The following is a 14896-nucleotide window of genomic DNA, read 5'->3' on the forward strand; positions in this document are numbered from 1 at the left end:
GCCGCGGCCCCCGGCATCCCGTCGGTACTGTGGAGGCATGCCCGTCACCCTGCTCGGCGCGGCCGAGATCCGCGCGCTCGCCGCCGACCTCGACGTCACCCCGACCAAGAAGCTCGGGCAGAACTTCGTCGTCGACGCCAACACCGTGCGCAAGATCGTGCACGCCGCCGAGGTGCAGCCGGGTGACCGGGTGGTCGAGGTCGGACCGGGACTCGGGTCGCTGACGCTCGCGATCCTCGAGGCGGGCGCGTCCGTCACGGCCGTCGAGATCGACCACCGTCTCGCCGAGAGACTGCCCGAGACCGCGGCCGCTCACGGGGTGGTCGACGGTGCGCTGACGGTCGTGGACGCCGATGCGCTGCGCGTGACTGAACTGCCGGGCGACCCCGCGGTGCTCGTGGCCAACCTGCCGTACAACGTCAGCGTGCCCGTACTCCTGCACTTCCTCGAGACGTTCCCCAGGCTGGAGCGCGGCGTCGTGATGGTGCAGGCCGAGGTCGGCGAGCGGCTCGCCGCCGCGCCGCGGTCGAAGATCTACGGGGCGCCGAGCGTCAAGGCAGCCTGGTACGGCCCGTGGCGCCTGGCCGGCACGGTGTCGCGTCAGGTGTTCTGGCCCGTGCCGAACGTCGACAGCGTGCTCGTCGGGTTCCGCCGCGATGCCGAGCCTCGCGGCGACGAGGCTCTGCGCGTCCAGACCTTCCGCATCGTCGACGCCGCGTTCCAGCAGCGGCGCAAGATGCTGCGGCAGGCGCTCGCGGGCGTGCTCGGCGGCACGGCGGCCGAGGCATCCGCCGTCCTCGAACGCGCCGGCGTCGCACCGACCGCACGCGGTGAGGAGCTCACCGTCGACGACTACGTGCGGATCGCGCAGGCCGTCTGACGCTCGCGGGTCGACACACCGGTCCGCGCGCATTCACCGTGTGTTCAGCGGACACTCCGAAACATGCCGGTAACATTTGTGCGTCCGCCGTACCGTTCCACGGGCAGCTCGCCTCGCGGCGGACCGGAGTGATTCCATGCGACCCGACCAGCGCACCGCCGAGCACCCTGCTCCCGAACGCGTGCTGCTCCATCTCAGCGACACCCATCTGCGCGCCCTGCACACGCCGCGCCTGTTCGGCACCGTCGACGGCGCAGAGACGTTGGCCCGCGCGCTGACGGCGATCGAGACGAGCGGCGTCCGGCCCGACGCCGTCGTCTTCACGGGCGACCTCGCCGACCTCGGCGAGCCGGGGGCGTATGCCGACCTGCGCGCCCTCGTCGAGCCCGTCGCCGCCCGCATCGGCGCCCGCGTGCTGTGGGTCATGGGCAATCACGACGACCGCGCCGCGTTCCGGACGGGCCTGTACGGAGGCGACGCCGGCGATGCGGTGGACCCGCTCCGTCCGGTGGACCGCGTGGACGAGCTCGACGGCCTGCGGATCGTCACCCTCGACACCTCGGTCCCGGGGCACCACTACGGGGCTTTGAGCGACGAGCAACTCACGTGGCTCGCCGAGGTGCTGGCGACCCCGGCGCCGCTCGGGACCATCCTCGCCATGCATCACCCTCCCGTCCCCGCCGTGCTGCCGCTGGCTGCCAGCGTCGAGCTCCGCGAGCAGCGGCGGCTCGCCGAGGTCGTGCGCGGCACGGACGTCCGGGCGATCATCGCCGGGCACCTGCACTACTCGACCTTCGCGACGTTCGCCGGCATCCCGGTATCGGTCGCGTCGTCGACCTGCTACGCGCAGGACCTCACCGTGCCCGTCGGCGGCACGCGTCCGCAGGACGGCGCGCAGGCGTTCAACCTCGTCCACGTGTACGACGACACCGTGGTGCACTCGATCGTCCCCGTCGACGCGCCCCGCCCGCTGGAGTACATCGACCCCGCCGAGGCGCAGCTGCGTCTGGAGGCGGCCGGAGTGCTGCCGCTCAGTGCCGCACGGAGGGATGAGCCGACCGCGCCGATTCCCGTGCTGCGCTGAGGTCGTCGCGCTCCCAGGGCGCGCGGACCGGGAACATGCGCTCCAGGGCGCTGCGGATCGCACGCACCCGGATCTCCTCCGGCACCTCCGACTCTCCGCCGTCGTTGAGGCAGAACATGTCGGCGTCGCAGCGCTCGGCGAGACGCTCCATGCGGCGCACGCCGGCGGCCATCGTGGTCTGCGCGTAGCGCACGCGGGGCACCCGCGTCGCGATCGCGCGCCCGGTCAGCAGCGCGTAATAGTGATAGAGGCTGTTGGTCACCGAGATGTCGGTGGCGGAGCGGAACCGGGATGCCGCGGTCCGGGCGAAGTCCTCGGGGAACGCCTCTTCGAGTTCTGTCATGACGCTCTTGCGCAGCGGCGTCGCGCAGTGCTCGAGGTCGCGCACGATGGTCCGCCCGAACCTCTCGCGCAGCAGGGCGCGGTTCACCCGCAGGCCGTTGTCGTGCCCGCTGCGGTGGAGCGCCGGATCTCCGGCGCCGATCCGCACCTCGCACTCGACGAACTTCGTCACCCCGCCGGGCGTGAAGAACATCTCCGGCTCGACGGCACGTCCGAAGAACATGTCGTCGTTCGAGTAGAGGAAGTGCTCTGCGAGGCCGGGGATGCGGTGCAGCTGCGCCTCCACGGCGTGCGAATTGTGCGTGGGCAGCACGGAGGGGTCGGCGAAGAACTCCTCGCTGCGCACGATCGTGACCTTCGGGTGCTCCAGGAGCCAGGCCGGCGCAGGGGAATCGGTGGCGATGAAGATGCGGCGCACCCAGGGGGCGTGCATGTGCACGCTGCGCAGCGCGTAGCGCAGCTCGTCGACGTGACGATATCGCGCCGGGCCGTCGTCGCCTTCGCCCACGACGTACTCCGACAGCTGCGCGGCGCGCTGACGACGGAAGTCGTTCGACGATCCGTCCACCCACGAGAAGACGATGTCGACATCCTCGGTGAACTCCAGCGGGTGCGGATCGAACATGCCGGCGATGGTGCGCCAGGAGCGCCCGTAGCGCTCGACGGACGTGAAGGAGAGGTCTTCGACGGGGGTCTCGCGGCGGGTGAAGTCGTTGTCCCGCGGTGCGCGGACGGTCTTCGCTCCGAAGCGCCAGAACTCCAGGTGGACCCCCAGCGAGGGTCCGTAGCGGAGGGATCCCGAGCTCGTCACGCGCGGGCGGTACAGGCGCACCCACGAGGGGCCCGCGCCGAGCGGCTCGGCGTCGCAGACGAGGACCGGTGCGCGGCCCTTCGCCTTGAGGTAGAGCGGGTCACGCGTGCACACGGCCGCGAGGGCGGTCAGCGCCGGCTGCTGCTGGCGGACGTCGACGACGAGCGCCGGAGTGGAGCGGTCGTGCCGGATCAGCATCACGTCGACGCCGGCGGCTTCGAGGGTGTCGGCGATCAGGAGCAGGTCGGCCTCCCGCGCCTCCAGCGGCGCGATGTCGTCGTGGACGATGTGCAGGATCCCGCGGTCGACCACGATATCGCCGCGGTCGAGGAGCACGCTCGTGGGTTCGGCGGTGTGCGACAGCGCAGACAGAAGTGTCATGCGTTCCTCCTCGATCTCGGCGACTGCGCGCGGGTGGCGTGACTCGTCGCATCCGTCACGATACGGAGACTGCGTTGCGACGAGATTTCACGGAGAGACCCTTGACAAGTGGGGTGTCTCTGTGCCCCGGAAGGGGACGGCTGCCACGAGGGGTGCTCCTGCGCTCCGCGGCCGACGCCGATAGCCTGGACCGGTGACCGAAGACGACCGCTATCTGTCCCGCGGCGGAGACCTCCACCGCCCGTACACCGCCGCCGACGACCGTTACGTCGGCTCCGACTACCGCCGGGTCGGCACCTCCGGCCTCACCCTGCCGCCCGTCTCGCTGGGGCTGTGGTGGAACTTCGGTGACAACATCCCGTTCGACAACCAGCGCGCGCTGCTGCGCCACGCATTCGACCGCGGCATCACGCACTTCGATCTGGCGAACAACTACGGCCCGCCGTACGGCACCGCCGAGACCAACTTCGGCCGCATGATGCGCGAGGACTTCGCACCGTACCGCGACGAGCTCATCATCTCGTCGAAGGCCGGCTACGACATGTGGCACGGCCCGTACGGCAACGGCGGTTCGCGCAAGTATCTGCTCGCGAGCGCCGAGCAGTCGCTGACGCGCATGAGCATCGACTACGTCGACGTCTTCTACTCCCACCGCGTCGACCCCGACGTGCCCGTCGAAGAGACCGTCGGCGCACTCGACACCCTGGTGCGCCAGGGCAAGGCGCTCTACGTCGGCATCTCCTCATACAGCGCGGAGCGGACCGCCGAGGCCGCAGCGGTCGCCCGGTCCCTCGGAACCCCGCTCGTCATCCACCAGCCTGCATACTCGATCCTCAACCGCTGGGTCGAGGACGGCCTGACGGGCGTGCTGAAGCAGGAGGGCATGGGCGCGATCGCGTTCACTCCGCTCGCGCAGGGGCTGCTCACCGACAAGTACCTGTCGGGCGGCGACGCGGATCGCGCCCAGCAGCGCGGCTCGCTGCCGAAGGGCCCCCTCAGCGAGAAGGGGCTCGCAACGCTGCGCGGACTCGACGTGATCGCCAAGGAGCGCGGGCAGTCGCTCGCGCAGATGGCGATCCAGTGGGTGCTGCGCGACCCGGTGGTCGCCTCGGCGCTCATCGGCGCGTCGCGCCCGGCCCAGCTCGACGAGAACCTCAAGGCGCTGGATGGCCCGGCCTTCACGACCGAGGAGCAGGAGCGGATCGACGCCCTGTCGGACGGCATCGACGTGGACCTCTGGGCGGAATCGGCGAACCGGTGAGCCAGGCCCTCGCCGCCGACGGCGTCCGGGTGCGGGCGCCCGGCAAGCTCAACCTCTTCTTCGAGGTCGGCGGCGTGCAGGAGGACGGGTACCACGATGTCGCGTCGGCGTATCAGGCCGTGTCGCTCTTCGAGGACGTGTGGGCCTCGCCGTCCGACGAGTTCACGGTGGCGATCTCGGGCACGGTGGACGTGTCGGGCGTGCCCGCCGACGACCGCAACCTCGCTGTGCGGGCCGCGCGCCTGGTCGCCCAGCGCATCGGCCACAGCGGCGGCGTGCACCTCGACGTCGTGAAGCACGTCCCGGTCGCCGGTGGGATGGGGGGTGGTTCCGCGGATGCCGCCGCCGCCCTCGTGGCGTGCGATGCGCTGTGGGGGGCCGAGCTCGGCATGGCCGAGCTGCACAAGCTCGCGACGAGGCTCGGCGCCGACGTGCCGTTCGCCCTGCTGGGCGGGACGGCCATCGGCACCGGCCGGGGCGACCAGCTGAGCCCGGCACTGGCCAAGGGACGCTTCGACTGGGTGGTGGTGCCGTCCGACGCCGGGCTGTCGACCCCCGAGGTGTACACGCATCTGGATGAGCTGCGCACGCGTCCCGACATCGGGGCATCCGGCGCGGTGCCCGAGGTTGCGGCGGGCGTGCTGCATGCGCTGCGCGCGGGCGACCCGATCGCCCTCGCCGAGCACATGCGCAACGACCTGCAGCTGGCCGCGCTGTCGTTGCGGCCCGAGCTCCGCGACGTGCTCGAGCTCGGCGAGGAGTCCGGCGCCCTCGCGGGCATGGTGTCGGGGTCCGGTCCTACACTGGCGTTCCTGACCGTCGACCCCGAGTCGGCGCTTGAGCTGCAGATCACGCTGTCTGCGGCGGGATACGAGGCACTGCACGTGCACGGGCCCGTCGCGGGCGCGCGGGTGGTGCCCGCCTGAGCGGGCGGCATCCCACCGTTCGATACCGAGGAGACGCATGACCACGCCCGAGAACATTCCCGCCGGAGCGCACGAGTCCGACCGCGCGGCATTCCGCGCCGGACCGGTCGACGAGCAGTCGCGGCAGCGGCTGGCTGCGAACGGCCTCGACTATCGGCGCGTCGCCGTCGACGGTGACGACTATCCCGGCTGGCTGCAGTCCGCCGCGCGCGGGTTCCAGGACTCCGAGCGGTCGCCAGAGCAGGTCGCCGCGTCGCGCGAGCGCAGCGGCTACCGCCGTGTGACCGGCGTCTACGACCCGGAGGCGCCCGTCGCCAACGCACCCGTGGCCACGATCGCCTCGTGGATCGGCGAGCTCGCCGTCCCGGGTGGGGCGGTGATCCCGTCGTGCGCCATCTCGTCGGTCACGGTCGCGCCGACCCACCGCCGCCGCGGGGTGGCCCGCGCGATGCTGGAGGGTGAGCTGCGGGCGACCCAGGCCGCGGGCATCCCCGTCGCGATGCTGACGGTGAGCGAGTCCCCGCTGTACGGCCGCTACGGCTTCGCGCCCGCCGCGTCGTCGGCGGGGTGGACGATCGAGACGAAGCGCGCGGCGTGGATCGGACCTCGCCCGGACGGGCGCGTCGACTTCATCCCGCGCGATCGCGTGCGCGAGCTGATGCCGGTGCTGCACGAGCGCATCCGCCGCACGACGGCCGGAGAGATCGACATCGCCGGGAGCTTCTGGGACATGTTCGCCGGCACGAACCCGACCGCCGAGCGCGCGGGCGAGAAGCGCGCGATCCAGTACGCCGACGCTTCCGGAGAGGTCCGCGGCGCCGCCGTCTACGCGGTCCGCGAGAACGAGTCCGACTTCACGAAGGGCACCGTCAGCGTGCACTACCTCGTGGCCGAGACCGATGACGCCTACGCCGCGCTGTGGCGGTTCCTGCTCGAACTCGACCTCGTCGCCGAGGTGCACGCCGACAACCTGTCGCTCGACGAACCCCTGCTGTGGATGATCGCCGATCAGCGCGCGGCGAAGATCACGGTGCGCGACCACCAGTACGTGCGGATCATCGATGTCGCCGCGGCGCTCGAGAGGCGCCGCTTCGGTGCGGCCGGCCGTCTCGTGGTCGATGTCGACGACGCGCTCGGCCTGTCGTCGGGCCGCTATCTGCTCGAGGTCGACGACGCCGGCGCGGGTCGCGTTCGCCGACTCGGCGAGGGCGAGTCGACGGATGCCGTCGTCCTCGCGCTCGGGATCGCCGAGCTGTCGGCGACCTACCTCGGCGGCATGTCGCTCGCGACACTCGCTCGTGCGGGACGCGTGAAGGCGGACGCCGGGGCTCCGGCATCCGCCTTCTCCGAGGCTGTCGAGACCGCGAGCCGCGTGCTCGGGTGGCACACGGCGCCGCGGCTCAGCATCTGGTACTGAGGGCTCTCAGCGGCGCTGGAAGAGGCCGAAGAGACCGCCGCTGCGCGTGGGCGCGGCCTCGTGGCCGGAGCAGCGCTGCGAGGCCGGTACGCCCGCGAGGGCCTCTTCGACGTGCTGGCCGCAGCCCGCCCACGTCGCCTTGCCGCACGTGGAGCACGTGACCTGTCTGCACATGGTGTTTCCTTTCGGGTGTCGGACGCGGCGTCAGGCCAGCGCCAGGAAGAGCTTCTCGAGCTCGTCGGTCGTGAGTCCTTCGGCGTTCGCGGCGCCTTCGGGGTCGGCGACGCAGTCGCGCATCGCGGTCGAGACGATCGCGAACCCCGCGCGATCGAGCGCGCTCGTGACGGCCGCCAGCTGGGTGACGACGTCGCGGCACGAGGCGTCCGCCTCGACCGCGGCGATGACGCCGGCCAGCTGGCCGTGCGCCCGCTTGAGCCGGTTGACGATGCGCTTGCGCGTCGCGGCCTGCTCTTCGGGGGTGCCGGTGATCATCATGCGGGGGCTCCTTCGGGTGTGAGGATGCGGTCGACGTCGGCACCGTACCAATGGCGCAGCGTCTGGATGCCGCCCGAGAGCGACGCCGAGTCGAAGCCGTTGTTGACGAGGATGCGGTGGGCGATGTTCGAACGCACGCCGGCCGCGCACAGCACGCGCACGGGCCGGCCGTCGGCCGCCTCCCGCACCTCGTCGAGACGATCGCGCAGCTCGTTGTGCGGGATGTTGAGCGAGCCGGGGATGCCGCCGCCGGCGAACTCCGTCGCGGAGCGGACGTCGAGGACGAGGGCCTCGGCGCGTACCTCCTCCAGCTGGTCGGCGTACCAGAGCCGCAGGCGCCCGGCGGCGACGTTCTCGGCGACCATTCCGACGAGGTTGACGGCGTCCTTGGCCTGACCGTAAGGCGGCGCATACGCGAGATCGAGATCGATGAGGTCGGCCGCCGTCAGGCCCGCGCGCATGGCGGTGGCCAGGACGTCGATGCGCTTGTCGACGCCCTCGGTTCCGACGGCCTGGGCGCCGAGCAGGCGCCCGTCGGCCGCGACGTGAACGACGAGGTGCAGCGGCAGCGCCCCCGGGAAGTAGCCCGCGTGCTGGTTGGGGTGCAGGTGCAGGGTGCGGTATGCGATGCCCGCGGCGTCGAGGGCGTCGCGGTTCGCCCCCGTGAGCGCCGCCGTCAGCGCGCCGACGCGCACGACGGCGGTGCCGAGCGAGGCGGGAACGGGCCGGGCGTCGGCGATGCCGAAGATGTCGTCGGCCACGAGTCGTCCTGCGCGGTTGGCGGGACCTGCGAGCGCCACCGGCGCGCTGACGCCGGTGACGGCGGTCGGGCGCACGGTGGCGTCACCGGCGGCCCACACGCCCGCCGCGGACGTCCGCCCGCGGTCGTCGACGGCGATCGCACCCCGTAGCGTGCGGATGCCGGCCGCCTGGGCGAACCCGGTGTCGGGAGTCACCCCGACCGACAGCACGATGACGTCGGCAGGGAAGCGCGCGCCGTCATCGAGCTCGACGACGTCGGCGTCCGCGCCGGGGGTGATCCGCAGGGCCGCAGCGCCGTCGTGGACGCGGATGCCGAGCCCGGTGAGCTCGTCGCGCACGAGGGATGCGAGCTCGCGCTCCAGCGGCGGCAGCACGTGGTCGGCCCGCTCGACGAGGTCGACCTCGAGGCCCGCGTGACGCAGCGCCTCGGCCGCCTCCAGCCCGATGAACCCTGCGCCCAGCACGACGGCGCGGCGGTCGCCGCCGGTCACCCGCTCGCGCAGGGCGACCGCGTCGGCGACGGTCCGGAGGGTGTGCACGCGGGCCGAGTCGAGGCCGTCGATCGGCGGGCGCGCCGCGACGGCGCCGGGTGCCAGCACCAGGGCGTCGTACTCGAGCGTGTCGAGACCGGTCGGCGTCTGGACCGTCAGCGTCCGCGCCTCGGTGTCGAGGGCGAGCACCTCGTGGTGCGTGCGGACGTCGAGGTTGAGGGCCGCGCGCAGCGAGGCGGGGGTGTGGAGGAGGAGGGATGCGGCATCGGCGATCTCGCCGCTCACGTGGTACGGCAGCCCGCAGTTCGCGAACGACACCTCGGGGCCGCGCTCGAGGACGACGATCTCAGCAGTCTCGTCGTGCCGTCGCGCCCTCGCCGCCGCGCTCATGCCGGCGGCGACCCCGCCCACGATCACGATCCTCATGACTCTCCTCTCGGTACCCCCTGGGGTATCTGTTGCCGAGCATCGACCATACCCTAGGGGGTATGCCGATCCAAATCGGGACCGGGCGTGCGCCGCCGTCGCCTAGCCTGGAGGGCGACATGGCACATCTTCTGGGGGCCGAGGCCCTGCACCTGGAGTTCCCGACCAAGGTCGTCTTCGACCGGGTGTCGCTCGGCATCGACGAGGGCGATCGCATCGGCGTCGTCGGCCGCAACGGCGACGGCAAGTCGAGCCTGCTCGCCATGCTCGCGGGACGCCTCGCGCCCGACAGCGGCCGCGTCACGGTGCGGGGCGGCGTCCGCGTGGGCGTGCTCGACCAGTCCGACACCCTCGACGATGCGCTCACGGTCCGCGAGGCGGTGGTCGGCGACCGCCCCGAACACGAGTGGGCGGGCGACGCGCCCACGCGCGACGTGATCGCGGGGCTGCTGGGCGACCTGGCATGGGACGGCCCGATCGCCGGTCTCTCGGGCGGGCAGCGTCGCCGGGTCTCGCTCGCGGCGCTCCTCGTCGGCGACCACGACGTGATCTTCCTCGACGAGCCCACCAACCACCTCGACGTCGAGGCGATCGCGTGGCTCGCCGACCACATCAAGCGCCGGTGGCCGGCCAACCAGGGCGGGCTGCTCGTCGTCACGCACGACCGGTGGTTCCTCGACGAGGTGTGCAACACCACCTGGGAGGTGCACGACCGCATCGTCGAGCCCTTCGAGGGCGGCTACGCGGCCTACATCCTGCAGCGCGTCGAGCGCGACCGGCAGGCGGCCGTCATCGAGCAGCGCCGGCAGAACCTCGCCCGCAAAGAGCTCGCGTGGCTGCGTCGCGGGGCGCCCGCGCGCACGTCGAAGCCGAAGTTCCGCATCGATGCCGCGAACGTGCTGATCGCCGACGTGCCCGAGATCCGGGATGCGACGGAGCTCCGTTCGCTCGCCGTCTCGCGGCTCGGCAAGGACGTCGTGGACCTGCTCGACGCCGCGGTCTCATACGACGGCCGCGAGGTGCTGCATCCGGTCGAGTGGCGCATCGCCCCGGGGGAGCGCACCGGCATCCTGGGCGTGAACGGCGCCGGCAAGTCGACCCTCCTCGGTCTGATCGCCGGCGACGTCGAGCCCACCGCGGGGCGCGTCAAGCGCGGCAAGACGGTCAAGGTCGCCACGCTCACGCAGCGCCTCGACGAGCTCGAGGAGCACCTCGACGATCCCGTGCGCGTCGTCATCTCGCGGCTGCGCACGACCTACACGTTCGGCAGCGGCTCGAAGGCGCAGGAGCTCACGCCGGGACAGCTCCTGGAGAGCATGGGGTTCCAGAGCGCCCAGCTGTCCACCCCCGTCAAGGACCTCTCGGGCGGCCAGAAGCGCCGCCTGCAGCTGCTGCTCATCCTGCTAGAGCAGCCCAACGTGCTGATCCTGGACGAGCCGACGAACGACCTCGACACCGACATGCTGGCCGCCATCGAGGACCTGCTCGACTCCTGGCCGGGCACGCTGCTGGTCGTCTCGCACGACCGGTACTTCATCGAGCGCGTCACCGACCAGCAGTACGCGATCCTCGACGGCCACCTGCGCCATCTGCCGGGCGGAGTCGACGAGTACCTGCGCCTGCGGGCGCGGTCGCTCGCCGACAAGGCGGAGAGGCCCGTGGATGCTGCGGCCCCGGCATCCACCTCCCCCTCGCTGTCGGGGGCCGAGCTACGCGCCGCGCAGAAGGAGGTCTCGGCCCTCGAGCGCCGTCTGGAGAAGCTCGAGGCGCAGATCGACGCTGCTCGCACCGCGCTGGCCGACCACGACCAGTCCGACTACGTCGGGCTCGGGGTGGAGATGTCGCGCATCACCGACCTCGAGAAGGAGCGCGACCAGGTCGAGGAGCGCTGGTTCGAGCTCACCGAGCAGATCGGCTGAGGTGGGGCGGACGCTCGACGGGCTGCCCCAGCGTGTGCGTGCTGAGCTCTCGGCCTCGTTCCCCGAGGCAGACCTCGAACGCGCCCGATGGCTGCACGGAGCCTTCCACTTCGTCGCGCTGTGCGGGGACTCCTTCGTGCTCAGAGTTCGTGTCGGCGGCGACCACCGTTCGGCGGTCGCACGCGAGCACGACGCGATGCGGTGGTTCTCGCAACTGCCGCTCTCGATCGCCGCTCCGCGCGCGGAGACCGCGCCGGTCCACGCAGCCGACTGGTCAGCGTTCGGCTGCACGCTCATGCTCGGCGAGCCCATGGAGCAGGGGGGAGTGGCAGCACGATCGCGAGATCCTGCTGCCCATCCTGGAAGAGCTCGCGGGGCTCGACCTGCCTGGACCTCCGTGTCCCGCGGTGCGCGCCTGGTGCGGCGGCGAGGCGTGGCCGACGATCGTTGGCGAACTGACATCGGCATGGGCGCCCGAGTCGCGGCGTGCGGCGAGCGCGGCCGTGGGCGCCGTCATCGACGGAGGACCTCATCGGTCGGTCGTCGCGCACGGCGACTTCGGCCCGCATAACGTCCTGCTCGGTGCGGCGGGGGCGGCCCTCATCGATCCCGACAATGCGGGACCGGCGGAGCCCGGGACCGATCTCGCGCCGCTGCTGGGCTTCTATGCGGTCGAAGAGCTGTCCCACGACTTCTCGCGCGAGCGCCTGCTGCGTGCAGCCGCGATCAGAAGGAGCCTCCCGCTCCAGGTCGCGGCCGCAGCCGAGCTGGCCGCCGATGTGTCGCTCCGGGATCACGCCTTGGCGAACTTCCTCCGTCGCGAGCAGCGTCGGTGACCCGCCCTATGCTGGCGCGATGACGGTGCGTGCGGTGTGCTGGGACTGGAACGGCACGCTGCTCGACGACGTCGCACGATGTCTGCGGGTGATGAACCGGATGCTGGCCGACTTCGGTCGTCCCGGGATCGTGGACACCGGCGCCTATCGCGCGCTGTTCCGGTTTCCGCTGGAGCGGTTCTATCGCGATGCCGGCATAGGTCCGGGGGAGTACCGCGCGGCCGTCGACCGGTACCTCCGACTGCTCGAAGCCGACGGATCGGACGTGCCGCTGCACCCGGGCGCGAGAGACGATCGACACGCTGCGGTCGCGCGGTGTCTCCCAGGTGCTCGCGTCGGCGACGCAGGCGCCCCTGCTGGAGGAGCAGCTTCGGCCCCATGGGCTCGCGCCCGCGTTCGACGCGATCCTCAGCATCACCGACCCGCACCGCGCGTCGAAGCGCGACGTCATCGCGTCGTGGCTGCGGGCGACGGGCCAGGACTCCGGCGACGTGCTGCTCATCGGCGACACGAGCCACGACCACGAGATCGCCCTCGAGCTCGGAACGCGCTTCGTCCACTTCGAGGGCGGCCATCAGGCGCTGTCGCCCGACCTCGATGTCGTGCGGATCGCCTCGCTCTCCGACCTGGAGACCGTGCTCGACGGCTGAGGACGACGCGCGTGCGCAGGTGATGGCTGCTCGGATCAGGCGCCGGCGGTGTCGAAGCCCAGGCTGAGCTTGCGCAGCAGCGCGGCCAGCCGGTCGCGGTCGGCGCGCGAGAGCGACTCGAGCAGCACGGCCTCGGCGTCGACGAGACGCGTGATGGCGGCATCCACTCTGATCCGGCCCTCGTCGGTGAGGGTCACCAGCACGCTCCGGCCGTCAGCGGGGTCGGCCTCGCGCCGCACCAGGCGGCGGCCGACGAGCCGATCGATGCGGTTGGTCATCGTGCCGCTGGAGACGAGGGTCTGCAGCAGCAGCTGCTTGGGACTCAGCTGGAACGGCTCGCCGGCGCGGCGCAGCGCCGACAGCACGTCCCACTCCCAGGGCTCCAGGTCGCTCCGGCGGAAGGCGTCGCGCCGCGCCCGGTCGAGATGCCGCGAGAGCCGGTCGACGCGCGAGAGCACCCCCAGGGGTGAGAAGTCGAGGTCGGGGCGCTGGGCGACCCAGGCCTCGACGATGCGGTCGACCTCGTCGCTCTGCGCCGTCATCCCCCCATTATCGCGAGCGGATGCCGCACGCCGCGTGTCTGGCAGACTTGACGGGCGGGGTCCGGCGGTGTCCGGGCGCCCGCGTTCCGCCGTGGTGTAACGGCAGCACGACAGCCTTTGGAGCTGTGAGGTTCAGGTTCGAATCCTGGCGGCGGAGCATGACCGACAACGCACTGGCTGTCATCGTCCTCGCCGCCGGGCAGGGGACGCGCATGAAGTCCTCGACCCCGAAGGTGCTGCACCGCATCGGCGGGCGCCCGCTCGTGGGCCACGTGCTGCACGCCGCCGCCGTGCTGACTCCCGAGCGCACCCTCGTCGTGGTCCGCCACGAACGCGACCTGGTGGCGGCGGCGATCGCCGATCTGGCGCCCGAGGCGCTCGTCGTCGACCAGGACGAGATCCCCGGCACCGGCCGTGCCGTCGAGCTCGCGCTCGATCAGCTGGCCGGCTTCGACGGCGATGTGCTGGTCCTGTCGGGCGACACGCCGCTGGTGGATGCCGACACGCTCGCCGCGTTCGTCGCCTCTCACCGGGGGGCCGATGCCGCCGTGACGCTCATGACGGCGGTGGTCGACGACGCGAACGGGTACGGCCGCATCATCCGCGATGCCGACGGCGACGTGGCGCGCATCGTCGAGCAGAAGGACGCCGACGACGCCGAGCGGGCGGTCCGCGAGATCAACGCCGGCATGTACGTGTTCCGCGCCGAGACGCTCCGCACCCATCTGCCCGCCATCGGCACCGACAATGCGCAGGCCGAGAAGTACCTCACCGACGTCGCAGGGCTCGTCCGGCAGGAGGGCGGCCGGGTGGCGGCATCCGTCGTCGACGACGTCACCGTCACCTTCGGCGTCAACGACCGCGTCCAGCTCGGCGAGGTGGGACGCCTGCTCAACGCCCGCACCGTGCGCCGGTGGCAGCTCGAGGGCGTCACCGTGATCGACCCCGCGACGACCTGGATCGACGTCGACGCGACGCTCGCCCCCGACGTCACGGTGCTGCCGAACACGCACATCCTGCGCGCGACGACGATCGCCGCCGGCGCCACCGTCGGCCCCGACACGAGCCTCGTGGACTGCGAGGTCGGCGAGGACGCGACGATCACCCGCACCGATGCGACGCTCGCCGTGTTCGGCGCCAAGGCCACCGTCGGCCCGTTCGCATACGTGCGGCCGGGCACGTACCTCGGCGACAGGGGCAAGATCGGCACCTTCGTCGAGATCAAGAACTCGACGATCGGCGAGAGCAGCAAGGTGCCCCACCTGTCGTACATCGGCGACACGACGATCGGCCGCGGCGTCAACCTCGGCGCCGGTGCGATCACCGCGAACTACGACGACCTGACCAAGCACCGCACCGAGATCGGCGACGAGGTCCACTCCGGGTCGCACAACGTCTTCGTGGCGCCCGTTAGGATCGGAGACGGCGCGAAGACCGGGGCCGGGGCGGTCATCCGCAAGGATGTGCCCGCCGGTGCACTCGCTCTCAGCGTCGCCCCTCAGCGCAACGTCGAGGGGTGGGTCGAGAAGAACAGACCGGGTACCGGGGCGGCGGATGTCGCCGCCAAGGCCCGCAGCGCACAGAAGGCGGACGATGGCGCGCAAGAAGAAGACCGTTGAGCTCGACCGGGCGAATGACATCGCCCCCGGATTGGTCGCCAAGACCAAGAAGCG

The 14896-nt window shown here is 71.8% G+C and carries 13 protein-coding genes, 1 tRNA gene and 1 pseudogene; 10 read left to right on the top strand and 5 right to left on the bottom strand.

Features of this window, described 5'->3' with window-relative positions; translation table 11 throughout:
• Positions 1–37 precede the first annotated feature (37 nt).
• Together rsmA and ACTHNQ_RS12140 are read left to right on the top strand one after the other, a co-directional pair.
• Positions 38–880 carry a 16S rRNA (adenine(1518)-N(6)/adenine(1519)-N(6))-dimethyltransferase RsmA gene (rsmA, locus tag ACTHNQ_RS12135; RefSeq protein ID WP_440333717.1) on the top strand — a complete coding sequence of 281 codons (843 nt, stop codon included), beginning with the start codon at positions 38–40 and terminating at the stop codon, positions 878–880.
• A 136-nt stretch (positions 881–1016) separates the two neighbouring features.
• Positions 1017–1964, top strand: a complete 948-nt coding sequence (locus ACTHNQ_RS12140; RefSeq protein ID WP_440333718.1) for a phosphodiesterase — start codon at positions 1017–1019, stop codon at positions 1962–1964.
• On the opposite strand, the gene ACTHNQ_RS12145 is transcribed toward ACTHNQ_RS12140, so the two are convergent.
• On the bottom strand, positions 1912–3498 hold the full coding sequence (locus ACTHNQ_RS12145; protein WP_440333719.1) for a stealth conserved region 3 domain-containing protein: 1587 nt from the start codon (positions 3496–3498) through the stop codon (positions 1912–1914). The two genes, ACTHNQ_RS12140 and ACTHNQ_RS12145, sit on opposite strands and share 53 nt — an antisense overlap.
• A gap of 193 nt (positions 3499–3691) precedes the next feature.
• Here ACTHNQ_RS12145 and ACTHNQ_RS12150 point away from each other — a divergent pair, with 193 nt between their 5' ends.
• The 3 genes from ACTHNQ_RS12150 to ACTHNQ_RS12160 are packed head-to-tail and all read left to right on the top strand — an operon-like array spanning position 3692 to position 7102.
• Complete coding sequence (locus tag ACTHNQ_RS12150) at positions 3692–4759, top strand: aldo/keto reductase (protein ID WP_440333720.1); 1068 nt, start codon at positions 3692–3694, stop codon at positions 4757–4759.
• Complete coding sequence (locus tag ACTHNQ_RS12155) at positions 4756–5685, top strand: 4-(cytidine 5'-diphospho)-2-C-methyl-D-erythritol kinase (protein WP_440333722.1); 930 nt, start codon at positions 4756–4758, stop codon at positions 5683–5685. Before ACTHNQ_RS12150 ends, ACTHNQ_RS12155 begins: the two co-directional genes overlap by 4 nt.
• Before the next feature lie 37 nt (positions 5686–5722).
• Entirely contained in the window at positions 5723–7102 is a 1380-nt protein-coding gene (locus ACTHNQ_RS12160; protein WP_440333724.1) for a GNAT family N-acetyltransferase, read from the top strand.
• A gap of 6 nt (positions 7103–7108) precedes the next feature.
• Here the strand turns inward: ACTHNQ_RS12160 and ACTHNQ_RS12165 are convergent, their stop codons facing one another.
• The 3 genes from ACTHNQ_RS12165 to ACTHNQ_RS12175 are packed head-to-tail and all read right to left on the bottom strand — an operon-like array spanning position 7109 to position 9276.
• The gene (locus ACTHNQ_RS12165; protein WP_440333725.1) at positions 7109–7276 is read right to left on the bottom strand and encodes a hypothetical protein; all 168 of its coding nucleotides are present in this window, start codon (positions 7274–7276) and stop codon (positions 7109–7111) included.
• Between the two features lie 30 nt (positions 7277–7306).
• The gene (locus ACTHNQ_RS12170; RefSeq protein ID WP_440333727.1) at positions 7307–7597 is read right to left on the bottom strand and encodes a metal-sensitive transcriptional regulator; all 291 of its coding nucleotides are present in this window, start codon (positions 7595–7597) and stop codon (positions 7307–7309) included.
• Entirely contained in the window at positions 7594–9276 is a 1683-nt protein-coding gene (locus tag ACTHNQ_RS12175) for an FAD-dependent oxidoreductase (RefSeq protein ID WP_440333728.1), read from the bottom strand. Before ACTHNQ_RS12175 ends, ACTHNQ_RS12170 begins: the two co-directional genes overlap by 4 nt.
• A 119-nt stretch (positions 9277–9395) precedes the next feature.
• On the opposite strand from ACTHNQ_RS12175, the gene ACTHNQ_RS12180 reads away from it, so the two are divergent.
• The 3 genes and pseudogenes from ACTHNQ_RS12180 to ACTHNQ_RS12190 all read left to right on the top strand — a co-directional run.
• Positions 9396–11195 carry an ABC-F family ATP-binding cassette domain-containing protein gene (locus ACTHNQ_RS12180; RefSeq protein WP_440333730.1) on the top strand — a complete coding sequence of 600 codons (1800 nt, stop codon included), beginning with the start codon at positions 9396–9398 and terminating at the stop codon, positions 11193–11195.
• A 407-nt stretch (positions 11196–11602) separates the two neighbouring features.
• Complete coding sequence (locus ACTHNQ_RS12185) at positions 11603–12031, top strand: phosphotransferase family protein (protein WP_440333731.1); 429 nt, start codon at positions 11603–11605, stop codon at positions 12029–12031.
• Between the two features lie 275 nt (positions 12032–12306).
• Positions 12307–12681 (top strand): annotated as a pseudogene (locus ACTHNQ_RS12190) (HAD family hydrolase); the annotation flags it as partial.
• Positions 12682–12716: 35 nt separating this feature from the next.
• On the opposite strand, the gene ACTHNQ_RS12195 reads toward ACTHNQ_RS12190, so the two are convergent.
• On the bottom strand, positions 12717–13223 hold the full coding sequence (locus ACTHNQ_RS12195) for a MarR family transcriptional regulator (protein WP_018172358.1): 507 nt from the start codon (positions 13221–13223) through the stop codon (positions 12717–12719).
• Between the two features lie 85 nt (positions 13224–13308).
• Here ACTHNQ_RS12195 and ACTHNQ_RS12200 point away from each other — a divergent pair.
• A tRNA-Gln gene (locus ACTHNQ_RS12200) sits at positions 13309–13380 on the top strand.
• Position 13381: 1 nt separating this feature from the next.
• Complete coding sequence (gene glmU / locus ACTHNQ_RS12205; protein ID WP_440333733.1) at positions 13382–14842, top strand: bifunctional UDP-N-acetylglucosamine diphosphorylase/glucosamine-1-phosphate N-acetyltransferase GlmU; 1461 nt, start codon at positions 13382–13384, stop codon at positions 14840–14842.
• The last annotated feature ends 54 nt before the right edge of the window (positions 14843–14896 follow it).

Source organism: Microbacterium sp. (genome assembly GCF_051953575.1).
Lineage (GTDB): Bacteria > Actinomycetota > Actinomycetes > Actinomycetales > Microbacteriaceae > Microbacterium.